This window comes from Ideonella livida (assembly GCF_010499455.1).
Taxonomy (GTDB): Bacteria; Pseudomonadota; Gammaproteobacteria; order Burkholderiales; family Burkholderiaceae_C; genus Ideonella; species Ideonella livida.
Window position 1 is genome coordinate 1 of the sequence record NZ_JAAGOH010000020.1, and the last position, 18,087, is coordinate 18,087.

Annotated in this window: 14 protein-coding genes, 1 pseudogene and 1 riboswitch; of the genes and pseudogenes, 4 read left to right on the top strand and 11 right to left on the bottom strand. The window is 71.4% G+C overall.

Annotation, left to right across the window (positions count from 1 at the left end; genetic code table 11):
- The 5 genes from G3A44_RS15550 to G3A44_RS15570 form a co-directional block, all read right to left on the bottom strand.
- Positions 1–1,188: multifunctional CCA addition/repair protein (locus tag G3A44_RS15550; protein WP_163458638.1), on the bottom strand; the 1,188-nt coding region annotated here is incomplete at its 3' end.
- A 91-nt stretch (positions 1,189–1,279) separates the two neighbouring features.
- Positions 1,280–2,251 (bottom strand): complex I NDUFA9 subunit family protein, encoded by a 972-nt coding sequence (locus G3A44_RS15555; protein ID WP_163458640.1) that lies wholly within the window; start codon positions 2,249–2,251, stop codon positions 1,280–1,282.
- Between the two features lie 110 nt (positions 2,252–2,361).
- The gene (locus tag G3A44_RS15560; RefSeq protein WP_163458641.1) at positions 2,362–4,467 is read right to left on the bottom strand and encodes a lytic transglycosylase domain-containing protein; all 2,106 of its coding nucleotides are present in this window, start codon (positions 4,465–4,467) and stop codon (positions 2,362–2,364) included.
- A 79-nt stretch (positions 4,468–4,546) separates the two neighbouring features.
- Positions 4,547–5,233: a glutathione S-transferase family protein gene (locus G3A44_RS15565; protein WP_163458643.1), complete on the bottom strand. Its 687-nt coding sequence runs from the start codon at positions 5,231–5,233 to the stop codon at positions 4,547–4,549.
- Between the two features lie 147 nt (positions 5,234–5,380).
- Positions 5,381–6,385, bottom strand: a complete 1,005-nt coding sequence (locus tag G3A44_RS15570) for a LysR family transcriptional regulator (protein WP_163458645.1) — start codon at positions 6,383–6,385, stop codon at positions 5,381–5,383.
- 166 nt (positions 6,386–6,551) lie between these two features.
- Between G3A44_RS15570 and G3A44_RS24255 the strand changes: the two are divergent.
- Positions 6,552–6,746: pseudogene (locus G3A44_RS24255) on the top strand (DUF2917 domain-containing protein); the annotation flags it as partial.
- A 65-nt stretch (positions 6,747–6,811) separates the two neighbouring features.
- On the opposite strand, the gene G3A44_RS15580 reads toward G3A44_RS24255, so the two are convergent.
- Entirely contained in the window at positions 6,812–7,225 is a 414-nt protein-coding gene (locus G3A44_RS15580; protein WP_163458648.1) for a TfoX/Sxy family protein, read from the bottom strand.
- Between the two features lie 161 nt (positions 7,226–7,386).
- On the opposite strand from G3A44_RS15580, the gene G3A44_RS15585 reads away from it, so the two are divergent.
- Positions 7,387–7,983 carry a 5-formyltetrahydrofolate cyclo-ligase gene (locus G3A44_RS15585; protein WP_163458650.1) on the top strand — a complete coding sequence of 199 codons (597 nt, stop codon included), beginning with the start codon at positions 7,387–7,389 and terminating at the stop codon, positions 7,981–7,983.
- A gap of 272 nt (positions 7,984–8,255) precedes the next feature.
- On the opposite strand, the gene metF is transcribed toward G3A44_RS15585, so the two are convergent.
- The 5 genes from metF to ppk2 all read right to left on the bottom strand — a co-directional run bounded on the left by metF (position 8,256) and on the right by ppk2 (position 14,200).
- Entirely contained in the window at positions 8,256–9,107 is an 852-nt protein-coding gene (metF, locus tag G3A44_RS15590) for a methylenetetrahydrofolate reductase [NAD(P)H] (protein WP_163458652.1), read from the bottom strand.
- Positions 9,104–10,102 (bottom strand): TlyA family RNA methyltransferase, encoded by a 999-nt coding sequence (locus tag G3A44_RS15595; protein ID WP_163458654.1) that lies wholly within the window; start codon positions 10,100–10,102, stop codon positions 9,104–9,106. Before G3A44_RS15595 ends, metF begins: the two co-directional genes overlap by 4 nt.
- Positions 10,103–10,212: 110 nt before the next feature.
- Positions 10,213–11,658: an adenosylhomocysteinase gene (gene ahcY / locus G3A44_RS15600; protein WP_163458656.1), complete on the bottom strand. Its 1,446-nt coding sequence runs from the start codon at positions 11,656–11,658 to the stop codon at positions 10,213–10,215.
- A 109-nt stretch (positions 11,659–11,767) separates the two neighbouring features.
- Positions 11,768–11,881, bottom strand: a riboswitch (S-adenosyl-L-homocysteine riboswitch).
- A gap of 32 nt (positions 11,882–11,913) precedes the next feature.
- A complete protein-coding gene (locus G3A44_RS15605) occupies positions 11,914–13,026 on the bottom strand; it encodes a choice-of-anchor A family protein (protein WP_163458658.1) in 1,113 nt (370 codons plus the stop codon).
- 148 nt (positions 13,027–13,174) lie between these two features.
- Complete coding sequence (gene ppk2 / locus G3A44_RS15610) at positions 13,175–14,200, bottom strand: polyphosphate kinase 2 (RefSeq protein ID WP_445666924.1); 1,026 nt, start codon at positions 14,198–14,200, stop codon at positions 13,175–13,177.
- Positions 14,201–14,739: 539 nt separating this feature from the next.
- Here ppk2 and G3A44_RS15615 point away from each other — a divergent pair.
- Both G3A44_RS15615 and purT read left to right on the top strand, forming a co-directional pair.
- Positions 14,740–16,731 (top strand): putative bifunctional diguanylate cyclase/phosphodiesterase, encoded by a 1,992-nt coding sequence (locus G3A44_RS15615; protein ID WP_163458662.1) that lies wholly within the window; start codon positions 14,740–14,742, stop codon positions 16,729–16,731.
- Positions 16,732–16,816: 85 nt separating this feature from the next.
- Positions 16,817–18,022, top strand: coding sequence for a formate-dependent phosphoribosylglycinamide formyltransferase (purT, locus tag G3A44_RS15620; RefSeq protein ID WP_163458663.1), 1,206 nt, complete (start codon positions 16,817–16,819; stop codon positions 18,020–18,022).
- Positions 18,023–18,087 lie beyond the last annotated feature (65 nt).

Sequence of the window (18,087 nt, forward strand, 5' to 3'; positions counted from 1 at the left end):
GCCGCGGGCCACGGCCGCCGCGGCCACCGGCGCGGTGTCCACGCCCCGCGCGGCGGCGAAGGCGGCCTGCAGCAGCGGACGGGCGGCGTAGGGCTGCGCCTCCAGGCCCAGGCGGCCGCGGGCGTCGGCCTCGCAGGCCAACAGGGCCTGCTCAAAGCGCTCGGGCCGGCGAAAGGCGTCGCAGCGTTCCATCAGCCGCAGCAGGGCCGAGGCGCCGCCCTCGGGGCTGCGGTGGATGTGGGTGTGTTCCCGGGCCACCAGCAGGGCCAGCTCGGCGCAGTCGCCCGGCACCTTCAGCCGGGCGTTGACGGTGCGCACCAGCGCCTCGCTGCGCGCCTCATGGCCCAGGTGCCGCGGCAGGATGTCCGCCGGCGTGTTGCCTTTGCCCAGGTCATGGCCCAGGCAGGCGTAGCGCACCGCCAGCGGGGCCTGCAGGCGCGCGGCCTGCTGCAGCACCATCATGGTGTGGATGCCGGTGTCCACCTCCGGGTGGTAGTCGGCGCGCTGGGGCACGCCCCACAGCCGGTTCAGCTCGGGCCACAGCCGGGCCAGGGCGCCGGCTTGCCGCAGCACCTCGAACATGCGCTCGGGCCTTGCCTCCATCAGGCCCTTGGCCAATTCCTGCCACACGCGCTCGGCCACCAGGGCGTCCACCTCGCCGGCGTCCACCATCTGCCGCATCAGGGCCAGGGTCTCGGGCGCCACGTCAAAGCCCTCGAAGCGGGCGGCAAAACGCGCCAGGCGCAGGATGCGCACCGGGTCTTCGGCAAAGGCCGGGCTGACGTGGCGCAGCACCCGCGCGGCCAGGTCCGCCTGGCCGCCGTGCGGGTCGACCAGGGTGCCGTCTTCGGCCCGGGCCATGGCGTTGATGGTGAGGTCGCGGCGCACCAGGTCGTCTTCCAGCGTGACGCTGGCGTCGGCGTGGAAGACGAAGCCGTGGTAGCCCGGCGCGGTCTTGCGCTCGGTGCGGGCCAGGGCGTATTCCTCGTGCGTGGCCGGGTGCAGGAAGACCGGGAAGTCCTTGCCCACCGGCTGGTAGCCGGCGGCGGCCATGGCCTCGGGCGTGGCACCGACCACCACCCAGTCCCGGTCCTGCACCGGGCGACCCAGCAGGGCATCGCGCACGGCACCGCCCACTTGGTAGCAGCGGGCGCCGGGGGGCAGGGAAACGCGGGTGGCGGTGAGCATGGCGCAGGCAGGTCAGGACGTGGCGGACAAGGGGCTCGACGCCCTTACCTGGGGTGTCGGCCGGCGGGGGGCTGGGCTGGAGGACGGCGATTCAGTGATGAAGGGCCCGCCAGCGGTCCAGTCGTGCGCATCGCTGGCCGGGCCGCAGGTAGGTGGGGGTCACCGCGGCCAGGGGCGTGGGGTTCAGGCCCAGCGCCGCCAGGCCGGGCAGCTGCCCGCTGGCGATGTTGGGCACCTGCATCGAGGCCAGGTTGTCCCGGCTCATCAACGGTCCGCCGGGCGCAAACTCCAGCGCCGTGGCCTGCAGCCAGGCCAGGGGACCGGGCAGGGGCAGCACAGGGCGGGGGTGGCCGGCTTCGCGGCCGGCCAGGCCCACCAGCTCGGCCAGGGTGAAGACCTCGGGCCCGGCGCACTCGTAGGTGTGGCCCCGGGTGGCGGGTTGGCGCAGGCAGGCGGCGATGGCCTGGGCCACGTCACCCACCCAGACCGGCTGGAAGCGGGCACCGGCGCCGCCCAGCGGCACCACCGGCGCCAGCGCCTGCAGCCGGGCAAAGAGGTTGAGGAAGCGGTCTTCGGCACCGAAGATCACCGAGGGCCGCAGCAGGGTCAAGTCCAGCCCCGGCGAGGCCGCGGCGGCGGCCTGCAGCACTGCCTCGCCCCGGGCCTTGCTGCGCAGGTAGCGTGACGGGGCCTCCAGGCCCACGCCCAGGGCGCTCACATGCACCACACGGCGCACGCCGGCGGCCTGGGCGGCGGCGGCCAGCCGCCGGGGCAGGCCGACGTGCGCGGCCTCGAAGGCCGCCTCGCTGCCATGCAGGATGGCCACGAGGTTGACCACGGCATCGCAGCCCTGCAGCAGCCCGGTCAGTTGGCGGTCGTCGTGCACGTCGGCTTCGGCCAGGGTCACGCCGGGCAGGGCCTGCAGGGCAGTGCCGTGCGCGCGGCGCCGGGTGGCCACCCGCAGGCGCAGAGGCTCGCCGGCGGCCTGGGCCTGGCGGGCCAGGGTGTCGCAGAGGGCCCGGCCGACGAAGCCGGTGCCTCCGAGCAAAAGCAGCTGGGTCATGTCGTGTTCTCCCTTCTCGGGGCAGGGGGCTGGCGCGGTGCGCCCGATCGCATGATGGCCCGGAGCGGCTTGCCCGTGCTGGCGTCAGGGCGGCGCGATCAGGGGGGTGTTCAGGGCAGGTCGGGGTCGGTGGGCGGGGGGGCGCTGCGTGGGCCGACCGTGGCGCCGAGCCGGGCCTTGAGCGAGGCCGGGCGTCCGCTGAACAGGCCGGCGTAGACCGTGGCGTTGGCCGTGACCTTCTTCACGTAGTCGCGGGTTTCGTTGAAGGGGATGTTCTCCACCCAGATGGCGGTCTCCAGCTCCGGCCCGTTGCGCCAGCGCCGCGGCCGGCTGGGGCCGGCGTTGTAGGCGGCGGCGGCCAGGGCCTGCGCCCCGCCCTGGTCGTCCAGCACCAGCTTGAGGTAGGCGGTGCCGATGCGCAGGTTCACGTCGCGCTCGGTGATCTGTTCCGGCCGGAAGTCGGTCATGCCGATTTTCTTGGCGGTCCATTTGGCGGTGGCGGGCATGACCTGCATCAGGCCCGAGGCGCCCACATGGGAGCGGGCGTCCATGATGAAGCGCGATTCCTGGCGGATGAGGCCGTACACGTAGGCCGGGTCCAGCCCGATCTCGCGGCTGCGGGCCAGCACGTCCTGGCGCAGCGGCGTGGGGTAGCGCTGGCCCAGGTCGATTTCGGTGCGGCTGCGTTCGCTGCTGTTGATGCAGCGGTCCCAGACCTCACGCTCGCAGGCCCACTGGGCGGCCGCCAGCAGTTCGCGGTCGTTCAGGCCCAGCAGGGAGAAGTTCCATTCCCGCACGCCTTCGGGCCGCAGGCCGGCGGCGATCATGGCCAGGGCCCGCTGCAGGCCCGGGTGGGCGCGGGCGGCCTCGCGCTCGGTCGGCTGGACGGCGGCCGGGGTTGGCGGCGGGGTCAGGGGCTGGCCCAGGTCCTCCAGGGCCAGCTGACCGTAGAAGGTCAGCGGCTGGGCCACGGCGGCCAGGGCGCGCTGGGCCTCCTCGCGCTGGGCGCGGCCGGCTTCGCCCGGGCGGGCCAGGGCGGCCACCGCGCGCGCGCGCCAGTATTGCCAGGTGGGGTCGGCACGCTCGGCGGGGCCCATGGCGTCCACCGCGCGCAGCACGCCCTGCCAGCGCGCCTCTCCAGTGCCCAGGCGCAGCGACACGCGGGCCAGCCAGCCCAGGGTCTCGTCGCTCCAGTCGGGGCGGGCCGGGTCGGGGGTGTGGCGGGCAGCGGCCCAGGCGTGGTCGGCCCAGGTCAGGGCGTCGGCGTTCAGGGCCAGGCCGGCTTGCTTGGCGATCTGCGACCAGACCCAGGCGGTGCGTTCGGGGCCGATCACATGGTCCCAGCGCTTGAGGAGCCGCTGCGCCGCCTCGTCGGTGTCGGTGGCGGCCAGGCGGGCCAGGGCCAGCGCCGTCAGCTCGGCCTGGCCCTGGCCGAAGGCGTTGGCCTTGCGGTTGAGGTGGCGGGCCGGGTTTTCCAGCACCTCGGCCAGGGTTTTGGCCAGGGTGGGGCTCAGGATCTCCGCGGTGTTGCGGGCCAGTCGCTGGCGGTTGTGCTCCACCGCATGGCGCACCTTGCGCCAGAGGTCGGCGTCGCGCAGGACCTTGGCCTCGTGCAGGGTCTGGGCCAGGCGCTGGCAGCCGTCGTCCGGCTCGCGCTGGGGCATCCAGGCCTTGAGGGCGGCTTCGCGCAGGCCGGCGGCGGTCTGTCCGGTGGTGGGCTGGGCCAGCAGGGCGTAGCAGGCGACCTCGCGGTCGTCGTTCATGCGAAAGCGCGGGTGGACCTGGGCGAAGGTGGCCCAGTCGCGCCGCCGCCCCAGCTCCAGCAGCCAGTCGTTGCGCAGCCGGTCCTCCTGGTAACTGCCTGGCCAGCGGGCGAAGAAGGCCTCGACCTCGTCGGCGCGGGCTTCGCCCAGGCGCAGGTTGAGGTCCCAGTAATCCACCCAGGGGGCCAGGGGATGGCGTTGGGCCAGGGCCTGCTGGCGCAGGGCGGCCAGGCGGGACTTGTCACGCCGGCCCCAGGCTTCGCGCGCCTGCGGCACCAGTTCGTCGCGGTCGGCGGCCGGCGGCGCCGGCTGGGCGGTGGCCGGCGGCGCGGTCAGGGCCAGCAGCGGGGCGGCCAGCAGCAGGGCAAGCAGCGCGCCGGGCCGCAGGGCGGACCCGGTGCGGACGGCGCAGATGAGGGCAGGAAGACGCAGGATGCGAGCGGCTGGGAACATGCGGTTCACTGTACCCCAGGGGTCCCCCGCCCTGTGGCGGGCAGGGGCGGGACGCCGTCCCGGCGCCGGAGGGGGGGGCTCAGCCCCGGCCTTGGCGGTAGGGTTCCTCAAAGTCCAGGAAGTCCTGCTCGGCCAGGGCGCCGCGCACCCAGCCTTGCACGCCGGCGCTGTCCCAGACCGCGGCCAGGTAGGGCTGCACCTCGGCCGGCATGGGCAGGCCGTAGGTGCGCAGCCGGGCCACGACCGGGGCGAACATGGCGTCGGCGATGGTGAAGTGGCCAAAGAGGAAGGGGCCGCCGTGGCGCTGCAGCAACTCGCCCCAGAGGCGGGCCAGGCGCTGCAGGTCGGCGTTGACACCGGGATGCTCGGCCAGCACCCGCTCGCCCACCTCCGGCAGGAAGGCCTCGATGTTCATGGGGCAGTGGCTGCGCAGGGCACCAAAGCCGCTGTGCATCTCGGCGCTGACCGCCCGGGCGTGGGCACGGGCAGCCGGGTCCGCGGGCCACAGTCCGGCCTGGGGGAAGCGCTCGGCCAAGGTCTCGGCAATGGCCAGGCTGTCCCAGACCACCGTGCCGTCGTCCAGCACCAGCGCGGGCACCTTGCCGGTGGGGCTGACCGCGCCGATGCGGGTCTTGAACTGCGAGCCAGGCTCGAAGCTGTCAAAGCGCACCAGGACCTCCTCAAAAGGCAGGCCGGCCTGGGTGAGCAGCACCCAGGGGCGCATGGACCAGGAGGAATAGTTCTTGTTGCCGATGTAGAGCTTCATGCCGGAGTTCTCCCAGAAGGCGGCGGGACGGGCTGACCCGGCCGCCGGAAACAAGCCTGGATGCTAGGGCGGCCACGGGGCCGCGTCGCTTGAGTTTCCTGCATGGCAGGCATGCACGGCGTGCATGCGTGTGCAGGTGCCGGCCCCTCAGTCGCAGTGGGCCAGCTCGTCGGTGTCCGGGCCCTCGCCCAGGGCGCAGCGGGTCTCGGCGGCCTGGGCCAGCACCCAGTCGCAGAAGGCGCCCACCTCGGCGCGTGGTGCGGCCTGGCCGGTGGCGCCGCCGTGCTGCAGGGGCACCAGCCAGTAGGCGGTGGGGGCATGCAGGCGGCCGGCCGGCCCGAAGGGTTCCACCAGTTCGCCACGGCGCAGGGCGTCATGCACCAGGGGCAGTCGGGCCAGCGCCACGCCCTGACCGGCCTGTGCCGCCTGGATCTGCTGGTGGGTGTAGTTCATGCTCAGCCAGCGCCGGGGCACCAGGTCGAGCAGGTTGTGCGACTGCAGCCAGTGGGGCCAACCCAGGTCCACGCTGTGGGCCATGCGGTCGTCCATCTCGATGAGGGTGTGGTGGGCCAGGTCGGCGGGGCTGCGCAACGGCGGGGCGTCGCCGGCGGCGATGGCCCCGGCCAGTCGGGCACCGATCAGCGGTGAGAGCACCTCGCCGAAGAGGCGGATGGCCCCGGGCTGGGCGCGCGCCGCGGTGCAGTGGCGCAGGGCCAGGTCGATCTCGGGGTCCCGGTCGTCCAGCAATTCGTCGGTGGCCGACAGGCGCAAGTCCACCCGCGGGTGCTGCGCCTCGAAGGCGGTCAGGCGCGGCATGAGCCAAAGCGAGCTGAACGAGGCGAAGGTGGTCAGGTGCACCTGCTGCCGGCCCTGGCTCATGCGGATGTGGCGCACGCTGCTGTCCAGCCGCGCCAGCAGAGGCTGCACGGTGTGCAGCAGGGTGTGGCCGGCGCTGGTCAGGTCAATGCGGCGGGTGCCGCGCACGAACAGCGGGGTGCCCAGGTCTTCTTCCAGGCTGCGGATCTGGCGGCTGACGGCCGGCTGGGTCAGGTGCAGCTCCTCGGCGGCCAGGCTGAAGCTGAGGTGCCGGGCCACGGCGGCGAAGCTGCGCAGGAAGTCCAGGGACAGGGGGCGGTGCAGGGGGCGGCTCATCGGCAGCTCATGGGCGGTTGCGGCGGCGGGCGTTTGGGGCGTTGGCGGGGCATGGATGCCGCCACGGCATGCATGGCAGGCGGCAACGTCATTGGACCATGCGCCCCCACCCCGGCAGGATAAGCACCATCGGGTCCCGCCTTGGGGCCCTCACCGGGAGCCTCACATGTCACGTCTGCATTCCCTCTCTTTCTGGGCTGGCCAGGAGCTGGCCAGTGTCCGCTGCGCCGTGGTGACCCAGCCGGGCGAGCTGTGCGTGATGCCCGGCGGCCGCCTCTGGGTCACGGTGCAGGGGCAGCCGCAGGACCATGTCCTGGCGCCGGGGCAGCGCATGGCGGTGCGTCCGGGGCAGGTGGTGTGGGTGGGGGGCTGGACGCCCGGGGTGGCCGCCCGCCTGGCCTGGCAGCCGCGGCAGGCGCCGGCGCTTCAGCGGGCGTCGGGCGTGCTGGGCGGGTCTGCGCGCCTCCTGCGCCGCGCCGCGGGTGGGCTGCTGGCCCTGGCGCGCAAGGCCGAGTCCAGCGCCAGCCGGGCCCAGGGCCGCATGGCCTGAGGATCGTCCAGCGCTTCGGCCGGGGCTTGGTAGAAGCCCAGCTGGCCGGTGCCGCGGGCGCTGGCGTAGGTGAAGCGGGGGCAGCCTGCATCTTCATAGCGGCCCTGGCTCAGGGCATCGGCCTTGAGGTAGAGCTGGTCCCGCATGAGGATGGCCACGAACAGACCGTCAACGTACAGGCCGTGGCCGCCAAACATCCGCCGGCTGCGCACCGTACCGGCCACGCTGAGCAGTTCTTGGCACCAGGCCAGAAATTCGGAGGGTGGGGGGCTGGCGGTAGATCGTGGCATGCGTCGAGACTGAGCCGGCGGGCGCCCGTCGTCAAGGGCGGAGCGCCCGCCTGTGGCGAGGCCGCGCCGTTGGCGATCCCGACTGTTTGGCCGGGACGGGCGGGGCACGCACAATGTCCCGATTCCTGCCACGCCCCGTCAGCCCGGGGCCCCGGACCGCCATGACCCTGCCGTTCAAGCTGAACCTGGAACCGCCGCGAGACAAGGCCACGCTGCGCAAGCAACTGCAGGCCGAGCGGATGGGCCTGCTGGATCGCCACCAGCGCGCCGCGCACCTGCAGGAGGTGCTGATGGTGTGGCTGATCAGCCGCCCGGAGACGACCATTGGTGCTTACTGGCCCATCAAGGGCGAGTTTGACGCTCTGCCCGCGCTCTACCGCTGGAGCGAGGCGGGCCAGGGACGGCGCATCGGCCTGCCGGTGATCAACCGGGAGACCAAGCAGCTGACCTTCCACGTCTGGTATCCCGGCTGCCCGATGGAGGAGGATGCCTACGGCATTCCCAAGCCGAAGGACACCGAGGCCTTCCATCCTGAGCTGCTGCTGGTGCCCTGCGTGGGCTTCGGGCCCGGCGGCACACGCTTGGGCTATGGGGGCGGCTTCTACGACCGCACCCTGGCCGCCTTGTCGCCGGCACCCCGCACCGCTGGCGTGGGCTACGCCCATGGCTATGTGCCCTGGCTGACCGCTGAGCCCCACGACATGCCGCTCGATGCGGTGTTGACCGAGGAAGGCGTGTTCTGGCAGCGCGAGTCCTGAGCCGCTGTGCGCGGCGCCGCTGCGGGGGGCGGCCTGCCGTGCCCTGAAAAGAAAGAAGGGTGGCCGTTGCGGGCCACCCTTGAGAAGACACATCCCCGGATGTGTCCACCGACCCCAGTCCGGGTGGTGCAGGTGAATGTGGGCCACCGGTGGGCGACCGCTGAACTTGGACCGCCGGCGCCTGGAGACGCCGTCTGTCCATGCCTGCATTGCACACGGTCCGCCGCGGGCCGGCCTTGCGCCTGGTCAAGGTCGGGCGCCGGGCGGCGGGCTCACAGCCCCAAGCGGCGGCAGATCTCCAGCACCGGGACGCTTTGGTTCATGGTGTAGAAGTGCAGGCCCGGCACCCCCGCGCAGCGCAGCTGGTCGCACAGGTCGGTCACCACGTCCAGGCCGAAGGCCTTGATGCTGGCGGTGTCGTCGCCGAAGCTTTGCAGCCGCAGGCGGATCCAGCGTGGCACCTCGGCGCCGCAGCCGTCGGCAAAGCGCAGGATGCCGCTGGCGTTGGTGATGGGCATGATGCCCGGCACCACCGGCACGTCCGCGCCCAAGGCATGGGCCTCATCCACGAAGCGGAAGTAGGCGTCGCTGTTGAAGAAGAACTGGGTGATGGCCGAATCTGCCCCGGCCTTGACCTTGGCGGCGAAGGCCTGCACGTCGGCCTGGGGGGAGCGGGCCTGGGGATGCATTTCCGGATAGGCCGCCACCTCCAGGTGGAAGTGCTGCCCAGTCTCGGCGCGGATGAAGGCGATCAGGTCAGCCGCGTAACGGAATTCACCCATGGCGCCATAGCCGCTGGGCAGGTCGCCGCGCAGCGCCACCAGACGCTTGAGGCCCATGGCCTGGAATTCGGCCAGGCGTGTGCGCACCGAGTCGCGGGTGGCGCCCACGCAGGTGAAGTGCGAGGCGCCTTCGCAGCCTTCGGCCAGGATGGCCTGCACGGTCTGCAGCGTGCCGTCCTGGGTGGAGCCGCCGGCCCCGTAGGTCACCGAGCAGAAGGTGGGCCGCAGGGCGTAGAGGTCCTGGCGCACGGCCGCCAGCTTGGCCGTGCCTTCTGGCGTCTTGGGCGGGAAGAATTCCAGGCTCACCGGCAGGCCGGCGCCGGGGTGGGTGGCGGTGTTCATGCGGCCCTCCGGGCGTGGATGAAGAATTCGCGGTTGCCATCGCCGCCGGCGATCGGGCTGTCGATCCAGGCCTGCACCTGCAGGCCAGCTTCGGCGCAGGCGCTGCGCAGTCGCTCCTGGACCACGGCATAGAGCGACTCGTCCTTGACCAGTCCGCCCTTGCCCACCTGGCCGGGTTGCAGCTCAAACTGCGGCTTGACCAGCAGCACCAGCTGGCCGCCCGGGGCCACCAGGGGCACCAGGGCCGGCAGCACCAGGGTCAGGGAGATGAAGGACAGGTCGCCGGTCACCAGGTCAAAGACGGTGTCGATGCGGGCGTCGGCGAACTCGGGCTTGCGCCGGCGCTCCCGGGGCAGGGTGCCGGTGGCCTCGGCCTTGGCGCGGGCGGCGCGCTGGGCCTTGAAGTCCTCGATCTCATGCTCCTTGGCGTCGTCGCTGTCGTCGTAGTCGTCGTCGACCACACCGCCGTTGCGCATCCAGGCGTAAGGGGCCTCGGGCAAGGTGTCGTTGTCCTCTTCCTCTTCCACCAGCTCGCTGAGTGCCTCCTCCCAGGCCTCGGCCAGCAGGGCCGGGGTGAGGGCACGGGCGTTGAGCCCTTCGATGCACACCACGCGGGCGTCGGCCCGCAGTTGGGAATGGAGCTGGCCGTGGCCCACGTCCACGCCGACCACCTGCTGCGCGCCCTGGCTGAGCAGGCAGTCGGTGAAGCCGCCGGTGGACTGCCCCACGTCCAGGCAGCGCAGGCCCTGCACGGACAGGCCCAGTTGCCGCAGGGCGCCTTCGAGCTTGAGCCCGCCGCGGGAGACGAAACGCGCCTCGGCCTGGTCCAGCAGGCGGACTTCGGCGCCCGAGGGGATCTCGTCGCCGTTCTTGATGACCTTCTTCCAGGGGGCCGGGGCGCCCACGCGCCATTCGACGCCCGAGGCGATCAGGCGCTGGGCCTGGGAGCGGGTGGAGGCATGGCCATGCTCCACCAGAAACGTGTCAGCGCGCATGGCGCGGTGTCCTTCCAGAGGACCGCGGGCGGCGACCGGCAACGGTCCACCACCGCCACCGGCGGGCGGTGGCAGGAGGGGGAAACGCCGGGCCGCGACCGCGGTCGGGGTCAGTAGCGGTAGGTGTCGGGCTTGTAGGGGCCGGTCTTGGCCACGCCGATGTAGGCGGCCTGGGCGTCGCTCAGCTCGGTCAGCATGGCGCCTACCTTCTTGAGGTGCAGGCGTGCCACCTTCTCGTCCAGGATCTTGGGCAGCACGTAGACCTGGCCCACCGCATAGGCGTCCGGGCGGGTGAACAGCTCGATCTGGGCAATGGTCTGGTTGGCAAAGCTCGACGACATCACGAAGCTGGGGTGGCCGGTGGCGCAGCCCAGGTTCACCAGCCGGCCCTTGGCCAGCAGGATGATGCGCTTGCCGTCCGGGAAGATCACGTGGTCGACCTGGGGCTTGACCTCTTCCCACTGGCACTTCTCTTCGAGCTGGGCGACCTGGATCTCGTTGTCGAAGTGGCCGATGTTGCAGACGATGGCGTTGTCCTTCATCGCGGCCATGTGCTCGAACGTGATCACGTCGCGGTTGCCGGTGGTGGTCACGAAGATGTCGGCCTTGTCGGCGGCCCATTCCATGGTCACGACGCGGTAGCCTTCCATCGCCGCCTGGAGGGCGTTGATGGGGTCGATCTCGGTCACCCAGACCTGGGCGGAGAGGGCCCGCAGCGCCTGGGCCGAGCCCTTGCCCACGTCGCCGTAGCCGCAGACCACGGCCACCTTGCCGGCAATCATCACGTCGGTGGCGCGCTTGATGCCGTCCACCAGCGACTCGCGGCAGCCATAGAGGTTGTCGAACTTGCTCTTGGTGACCGAGTCGTTGACGTTGATGGCGCGGAACATCAGCTCACCGCGGGCCGACATTTCCTTGAGGCGGTGCACGCCGGTGGTGGTCTCCTCGGTCACGCCCAGGATCTGGGCGCTCTTGCGGCTGTACCAGGTGGCGTCCTGGGCCAGCTTGGCGCGGATGGCGGCAAACAGGATGCGCTCTTCCTCGCTGCCGGGGTTGGCCAGCACCGAGAGGTCCTGCTCGGCCTTCTTGCCCAGGTGCATCAGCAGCGTCGCGTCGCCGCCGTCGTCCAGGATCATGTTGGGGCCTTCGCCTTCGGTGCCGGCGGCGCCGAAGTCAAAGATGCGGTGGGTGTAGTCCCAGTAGTCCACCAGGGTCTCGCCCTTGTAGGCGAACACCGGGGTGCCGCGCTCGACCAGCGCGGCGGCGGCGTGGTCCTGGGTGGAGAAGATGTTGCACGAGGCCCAGCGCACCTGGGCACCCAGGGCCTGCAGCGTCTCCACCAGCACGGCGGTCTGGATGGTCATGTGCAGGCTGCCGGTGATGCGGGCGCCCTTCAGGGGCTGGCTGGCCGCGAACTCTTCGCGGATGGCCATCAGACCGGGCATCTCGGTCTCGGCGATCTTGATTTCCTTACGGCCCCAGGCGGCCAGGGACAGGTCGGCGACGGCGTAGGCGGCGTCGACGCTCAGGTAGGCGGGGGAGACGGGAGCGTTCATGGCGGTGGTTCTGACCGGTGAAGGTGAAACAGCCGCAGCGCGAGGAGGGGGCGGAGACGGGTCAACACCGGGCCAGGGCCCAGGTGTGCTCACCCCCGCGATACCGCGGTGCGGGTGAGCGCCGTTGCCACCGGAGAGGCGGCCAGCGGGCGCTGGTCGCATCCGGCTTTCCGAGCCTGGGGCCTGCCGGCATGCCGGCAACCTCGCAACGCTCCTCGGAAAGAGAGGCTGGATTCTAGGGGAGGTCGGAGAGGCTCAGGAACGGGCAGGGCCAAAGCCACGGCCCGCACCGTGCAATGCTGCGCGCCGCGCACGCCGCAGGACCGGCGCGAGCCCGGCCAGCAGCAGGGCCCAGGTGCCAGGCTCGGGCACGGCGCTGACGGTGGGCACGGTACCGCTGAAGGCCTGCAGGTGGATTTCGCCGTACTGCACCAGGGACTGGACGAAGACACCGCCCTCGATATTGTTCGAATGGGTCAGCGTGGCCTCGGTGGCCAGCACCGCACCCCCGAACTGGGTGCCCAGGTTCAGGCTGGTGGCGTTGTAGAAGTTCCAGATGGTGCGGCTGCCGATGGCCTGTGCACTGCCGCCCAGGAAATTGGCGTTGATCTGGGCGGCACTGACGTCGGTGTTGAAGATGACGGTGGTGGCGCTGCCCAGGTCGAACTCGAACTCCGAGAGGGCCAGCAGCGAGTCATCCACTGCGGTGAGGTCGAAGACCGCCAGGCCTTGGGCGTCGGCCACCGCATGGAAGGTGACCTTGCCGCCGTTCACGTTCCAGTGGCTGCCCGTGCTGGCCAGGCTGGCCAGGTTGTCGGAGAGGCCGTGCAGCACGCTGGCGAAGTCGGTGGATTGCGCCACGGCGGTGGCGGCCTGCGCGCTGCCCAGGCTCAGGTTGCCGCTGTTGGCGTTCACCCCGCTGCGGCTGCCGTACACATAGGAGCCGCCACTGCCGTTGAAATTGCTGTTGCTGGCGTTGCCCCCCACCACGACCGGCCCGTTGTTGATGTTGGCGTTGCTCAGGTGGCCCAGCACGGTGGCCCCATCGGCCGTGACGTGGAGCCCGCTGGCGTTGCCGGCCACGGTCAGGCCGGCATAGCCGGTGCTGCTGGCGGGCATGTCCTGGGGGTGCATGGCGAACACCGCGCCCTGCCCGGTCAGGGTGCCGCCGATATAGCTGCGGCCGTCCACATGCGAGGCCATCTGGGCCTGGCCCAGCGTGACGAGGTTGAATTCCCGCAGCACCTGCTGGGCGCCCAGCGGGGCCGGCGCGGCCGCCCAGCCCGATCCTGCCGCCAAGCCGAGCCATCCCGCCAGCAGCAGGGGGGCGGCGTGGGCGGGGGCGGTGCGCAGGGTGGGGGCGGACATGGGCATGGACTCCAACGGCGGCCCGTACGACGGTGCAGGCCTTTTGTTGCCAACTGTAAGTTGTCCGGCACTTTCGTGCTGGCCCCGCGGCGGGTCGGCGGCTCTGGCCATCCCGCGCCGCGGCCCGTCCATCCATCCCGGCAGGGGGTCAGCCGGCGCCGTTGGCGGCCAGTGCGTCGTCGCCCAGGGTGGACACCAGGGCTGGGCGGCCGACGATCAGCGGGTCCACCGGCCCCATGGCGGCCAGGTCCTTGTTGGTGTAGGGCAGGCGGTGCAGCACATAACGCATGGCGTTGAGCCGCGCGCGCTTCTTGCAGTCGCTCTTGATCACCGTCCAGGGCGCATCCGAGGTGTCGCAGTGCAGGAACATCGCCTCCTTGGCCCGGGTGTAGTCGTCCCACTTGTCCAGGCTGGCCTTGTCGATGGGGCTGAGCTTCCACTGCTTGAGCGGGTGCAACTCGCGCTCCTTGAAGCGCCGGCGCTGCTCCGCCCGGCTCACCGAGAACCAGAATTTGAAGAGATGCACGCCTGAGCGCACCAGCTGGCGCTCGAATTCTGGCGCCTGCCGCAGGAATTCGTCGTACTCCTGGGGCGAGCAGAAGCCCATGACCCGTTCGACGCCGGCGCGGTTGTACCAGCTGCGGTCGAACAGCACGATCTCGCCGCGGGTGGGCAGGTGGGCGATGTAGCGCTGGAAGTACCACTGCCCGCGCTCGACCTCGCTGGGCTTCTCCAGGGCCACCACGCGGGCGCCCCGGGGGTTGAGGTGCTCCATGAATCGTTTGATGGTGCCGCCCTTGCCCGCTGCGTCGCGCCCCTCAAAGAGGATCACCACCCGGGCGCCGGTCTCCTTGACCCAGGCTTGCAGCTTGAGCAGTTCCACCTGCAGGCGGTACTTCTGCTTTTCGTAGCGTCGACGTGAGAGCAGGTTCTTGTAGGGGTAGGCCCCTTCGCGCCAATGGGCGGAGAGTTCCATGTCGGGATCGGTGCCAGGGCGCGGCTCGGGGTCGGCATGGCGCAAAGCCTGGCGCAGGGCCCGCACGTCATCGGGGGACGCGCCCTTCAACAGCACCTGCAGCCGGTCCAGGCGGCTGCTCGCCGGTGCCCTGGCTTGCAGCAGTTCGCGGGCGACCTCCTGCTGCAGACCCCGTGCCGAGGCGGTGGCATGACGCACCTTGTCGGCCCCCAGGGCGGTGGCGTCATGGGCCGGGGCGACGTCTCCGGCCTGGGTGGCGCGTGGGCGGCGGGCAGCACGTGGCGGCCGCGCGGGGGCGGGTGCCGGAGCAGGTGTCGGAGCGGGTGTCGGAGCAGGTGCCGGAGCAGGTGCTGGCGCTGTGGCTGGGGCAGTTTTTTCCGTCAGTTCAGGGGCGCCTGTCCCTGCGACAGGTGCGGAGGCGACGGCGGTGGGGGCGGATGCGGTGCGGCGGCGAGAGGAGGCGGCGGAGGTGGCCATGGCAGTGATGACAAAACGATGACGGTGATCTTGAAACTTCGCCGGGGGCGGGTCTTGATGGGGGTCAAGCCAGGCCTTTGCCTGCGGCCAATTTCCCAGTGCCCCTGACGGCGGGCGGCGCGGATGAGGCCCACGGCCTGCGGCCGGCGCTCAAGCTGGGCCTAGTCCGGTCGATATCCACTCAGACCTACGGGGCATGTGCCCTGACCTGCCCACTGCCCACGCCGCCCTCCGCCATGCTGACCCGCCCACTTCTTCGCGTGCAATTGCCCGTCCTGTTGGTGCTGGCCGCTGTGGTCGCGGTCCTGGGCCTGGGGCCGCGGGCCGTGGCCGACCGCTTGATGGCGGCCGAGGGCGAAGACGCCGCCTACGACTGGGCCCAGACCCTGGTGCTGGTGGTCCCTGGGTTGGAGCGGCTCTTCTCCGGGCGCGGTTTTGGTGAGGACACCGTGGAGCACCTGCTGGTGCTGCGCGACCTCCACGACGTCTTTCGCTTCAAATTCTTCAAGCCGTCGGGCGAGCTGCTGCTCAGCTCCGACAACCTGGAGGCACTGGGGCCTGTACCTGTGGAGGGACAGTCCTCGCCAGCCGCAGCCGGGTTGGCGTTGCGGCTGGCCACGCAGATGGCCCGCCAGTCGATGGAGCCGCCCAGCGACATCGCAGCCGAGGTGGCGCGCACGCGGCGCCCCATCGCGCAGATGGAACGCGGCGGTCCGGACCGGCCTGCCTTGTACACCGAGGCCTATGTGCCGGTGGAACACCAGGGGCAGGTGCTGGGTGTGGTGGAGGTGTATGTGGACCAGACCACCCGGACTGGCCACATTCAGCGCGCTTTTGCCTGGTTGTCGGTGACGGTAGGTCTGGTGATGGTGGTGCTGGGCGCACTGGGGCGCTGGCTGTGGCGGCAGCGCATGGCGCGCGCCCGCCAGGACGAGGAGCAGGCCCGCTACCTGGCACGGTTCGATCCGCTGAGTGGGACCCTCAACCGCAGCAGTTTCAACGAGGCGCTGACGGCCCAGGTGTCGCTCTCGGCCCAAGGGGGACCGGGCTTTGCGGTCCTTTGTGTGAACCTGGACCACTTCAAGCGGGTGAACGACCAGTTCGGCCTGGCCGCCGGCGACGCCGTGCTGCATGAGGTGGGGGAGCGCCTGCGGGGTCTGGTGCGCCATGGCGACCAGGTGGCGCGCCTGGGCGGGGATGAATTCGCCATCCTGCAGTCGGATGTCAAGGGGGAAGAGGATGTCGGGGTGCTGGCGCAGCGCATCATCGAGAGCCTTGGCGAGCCCTTGAGCCTGGACAAGGGTGAGGTGCCGCTGGGCTGCAGCGTAGGGGCTGCCCTGTGGGGGGTGGACGCCCGTGACGTGGACGGACTGATGCACAAGGCCGACATGGCGCTTTACCGGGCCAAGTGCGACGGGCGTGGCACCTTCAGCTTCTATGACGCCCGGTTGGACCAGCAGCTGCAGGATCGCCGAGACCTGACCCGCGACCTGGGTCAGGCCATAGCCCAGCAGCAGCTGGCGCTGCATTTCCAGCCCCTGTTTTGCGCCGAGGACGGGGCCCTGACCGGCTACGAGGCCCTGGCGCGGTGGCCGCACCCGCAGCGGGGCTTCATCTCGCCGGCGGTCTTCATCAGCCTGGCCGAGGAGTCGGGCCTGATCGAGGCCCTGGGCGGCTGGGTGCTGCGGCAGGCCTGCACGGAAGCCGCCCAGTGGCCGGCCCCGCTGACCGTGGCGGTCAACCTTTCGGCCGCGCAGTTCCGCCGCGGCGATCTGGTGGGCGAGGTGCGCCAGTGCCTGCAGGAGACCGGCCTGCCCCCTGAGCGGCTGGAGTTGGAGGTCACCGAGTCGCTGCTGATCGGCAGCCCCGAGGCGGTGGCCGACACGCTCAAGGCCCTGACCGGGCTCGGGGTGCGCATCGCCATGGACGACTTTGGCACGGGCTACTCCAGCCTGGCCTACCTCTGGCGCTTCCCCTTCCACAAGCTCAAGATCGACCGGGCCTTCACCCAGCACCTGGAGAACGATCCCAAGGTCCGGGTGATCGTGCGCTCCATCATCTCCCTGGCCCACTCGCTGGACATCCGCGTCAATGCGGAAGGGGTGGAGACCGACGGACAGCGTGCCGCATTGCAGGGGCTGGGGTGCGACGAACTGCAGGGCTTTCTGTTGGGAAGACCCGCGCCGGTGGAGGCCCTGACCCACCGCGCGCGCCGCGTGGTCAAGACGGTGGTGGAGCCGGCCGGCGCCTGAGCGACCCGGTCCCGGGTGCCGGGGACTTGGGCGTCAGGGGGGCGGCGACAATGGCGACCTCCTTTGCCATTGCCATCCGCCTGCCATGACCAAGCCCCTGGGCACGCCCCTGTCTCCCGCCGCCACCCGTGTGATGCTCCTGGGCTCCGGGGAATTGGGCAAGGAAGTCCTCATTGCCTTGCAGCGCCTGGGCGTCGAGACGATCGCGGTCGACCGCTACGAGAACGCCCCCGGCCAGCAGGTGGCCCACCACGCCCGCACCATCACCATGAGCGACCCGGCCCAGCTGCGCGCCCTGATCGAGGCCGAGCGGCCCGACCTGGTGGTGCCCGAGATCGAGGCGATTGCCACCCCGGTGCTCGAGGCCCTGGAGTCCGAGGGCCTGGTCCGCTGCATCCCCACCGCCCGCGCCGCGCGCCTGACCATGGACCGCGAGGGCATCCGCCGCCTGGCGGCCGAGACCCTGGGCCTGCCGACCAGCCCGTACCGGTTCTGCGACTCCTTCGAGGCGCTGCAGGCCGCGATCGACGGCGGCATCGGCTACCCCTGCGTGGTCAAGCCGGTGATGAGCAGCTCGGGCAAGGGCCAGAGCAAGATCGACGGCCCGGCCGACGTGCGCAAGGCCTGGGATTACGCCATGGCCGGCGGCCGCGTCGGCCCGGGCCGCATCATCGTCGAGGGCTTCATCGACTTCGACTACGAGATCACCCAGCTGACCGTGCGCGCGCTGGGCGCCGACGGCCAGGTCCAGACCCACTTCTGCGACCCGATCGGCCATGTGCAGGTCAGCGGCGACTATGTCGAGAGCTGGCAGCCGCACCCGATGAGCCCGGTCGCGCTCGAGAAGTCGCGCGAGATCGCCCGCGCCATCACCGCCGACCTGGGCGGCCAGGGCCTGTTCGGGGTCGAGCTCTTCGTCAAGGGCGACCAGGTCTGGTTCAGCGAGGTCTCGCCCCGCCCGCACGACACCGGCATGGTGACCATGGCCACCCAGTGGCAGAACGAGTTCGAGCTGCACGCCCGCGCCATCCTGGGCCTGCCGGTGGACACCTCCCTCAAGAGCCCCGGCGCCAGTGCGGTGATCTACGGTGGCGTCGACGCCACCGGCATCGTCTTCGATGGCGTGGCCGAGGCGCTGGCGGTGCCCCACAGCGAGCTGCGCCTGTTCGGCAAGCCCGAGAGCTTCACCAAGCGCCGCATGGGCGTGGCCCTGGTGCACGACGCCGACGTCGAGCACGCCCGCGCCCAGGCCAAGCTGGCCGCCTCGCGCGTCAAGCCGCGCCAGGCCTGAGGCGACATTCCCGGTGGCTGCCACGCCGTGGCGGTCCGGCATGAAAAAGGCCCGCAGGTGCGGGC

Excerpts from the sequence above, each read along its gene's own strand:
- G3A44_RS15555 (WP_163458640.1), bottom strand. The coding sequence starts at position 2,251 with ATGACCCAGCTGCTTTTGCTCGGAGGCACCGGCTTCGTCGGCCGGGCC.
- G3A44_RS15560 (WP_163458641.1), bottom strand. The coding sequence starts at position 4,467 with ATGTTCCCAGCCGCTCGCATCCTGCGTCTTCCTGCCCTCATCTGCGCC.
- G3A44_RS15565 (WP_163458643.1), bottom strand. The coding sequence starts at position 5,233 with ATGAAGCTCTACATCGGCAACAAGAACTATTCCTCCTGGTCCATGCGC.
- G3A44_RS15570 (WP_163458645.1), bottom strand. The coding sequence starts at position 6,385 with ATGAGCCGCCCCCTGCACCGCCCCCTGTCCCTGGACTTCCTGCGCAGC.
- G3A44_RS15580 (WP_163458648.1), bottom strand. The coding sequence starts at position 7,225 with ATGCCACGATCTACCGCCAGCCCCCCACCCTCCGAATTTCTGGCCTGG.
- G3A44_RS15585 (WP_163458650.1), top strand. The coding sequence starts at position 7,387 with ATGACCCTGCCGTTCAAGCTGAACCTGGAACCGCCGCGAGACAAGGCC.
- metF (WP_163458652.1), bottom strand. The coding sequence starts at position 9,107 with ATGAACACCGCCACCCACCCCGGCGCCGGCCTGCCGGTGAGCCTGGAA.
- G3A44_RS15595 (WP_163458654.1), bottom strand. The coding sequence starts at position 10,102 with ATGCGCGCTGACACGTTTCTGGTGGAGCATGGCCATGCCTCCACCCGC.
- ahcY (WP_163458656.1), bottom strand. The coding sequence starts at position 11,658 with ATGAACGCTCCCGTCTCCCCCGCCTACCTGAGCGTCGACGCCGCCTAC.
- G3A44_RS15605 (WP_163458658.1), bottom strand. The coding sequence starts at position 13,026 with ATGTCCGCCCCCACCCTGCGCACCGCCCCCGCCCACGCCGCCCCCCTG.
- purT (WP_163458663.1), top strand. The coding sequence starts at position 16,817 with ATGACCAAGCCCCTGGGCACGCCCCTGTCTCCCGCCGCCACCCGTGTG.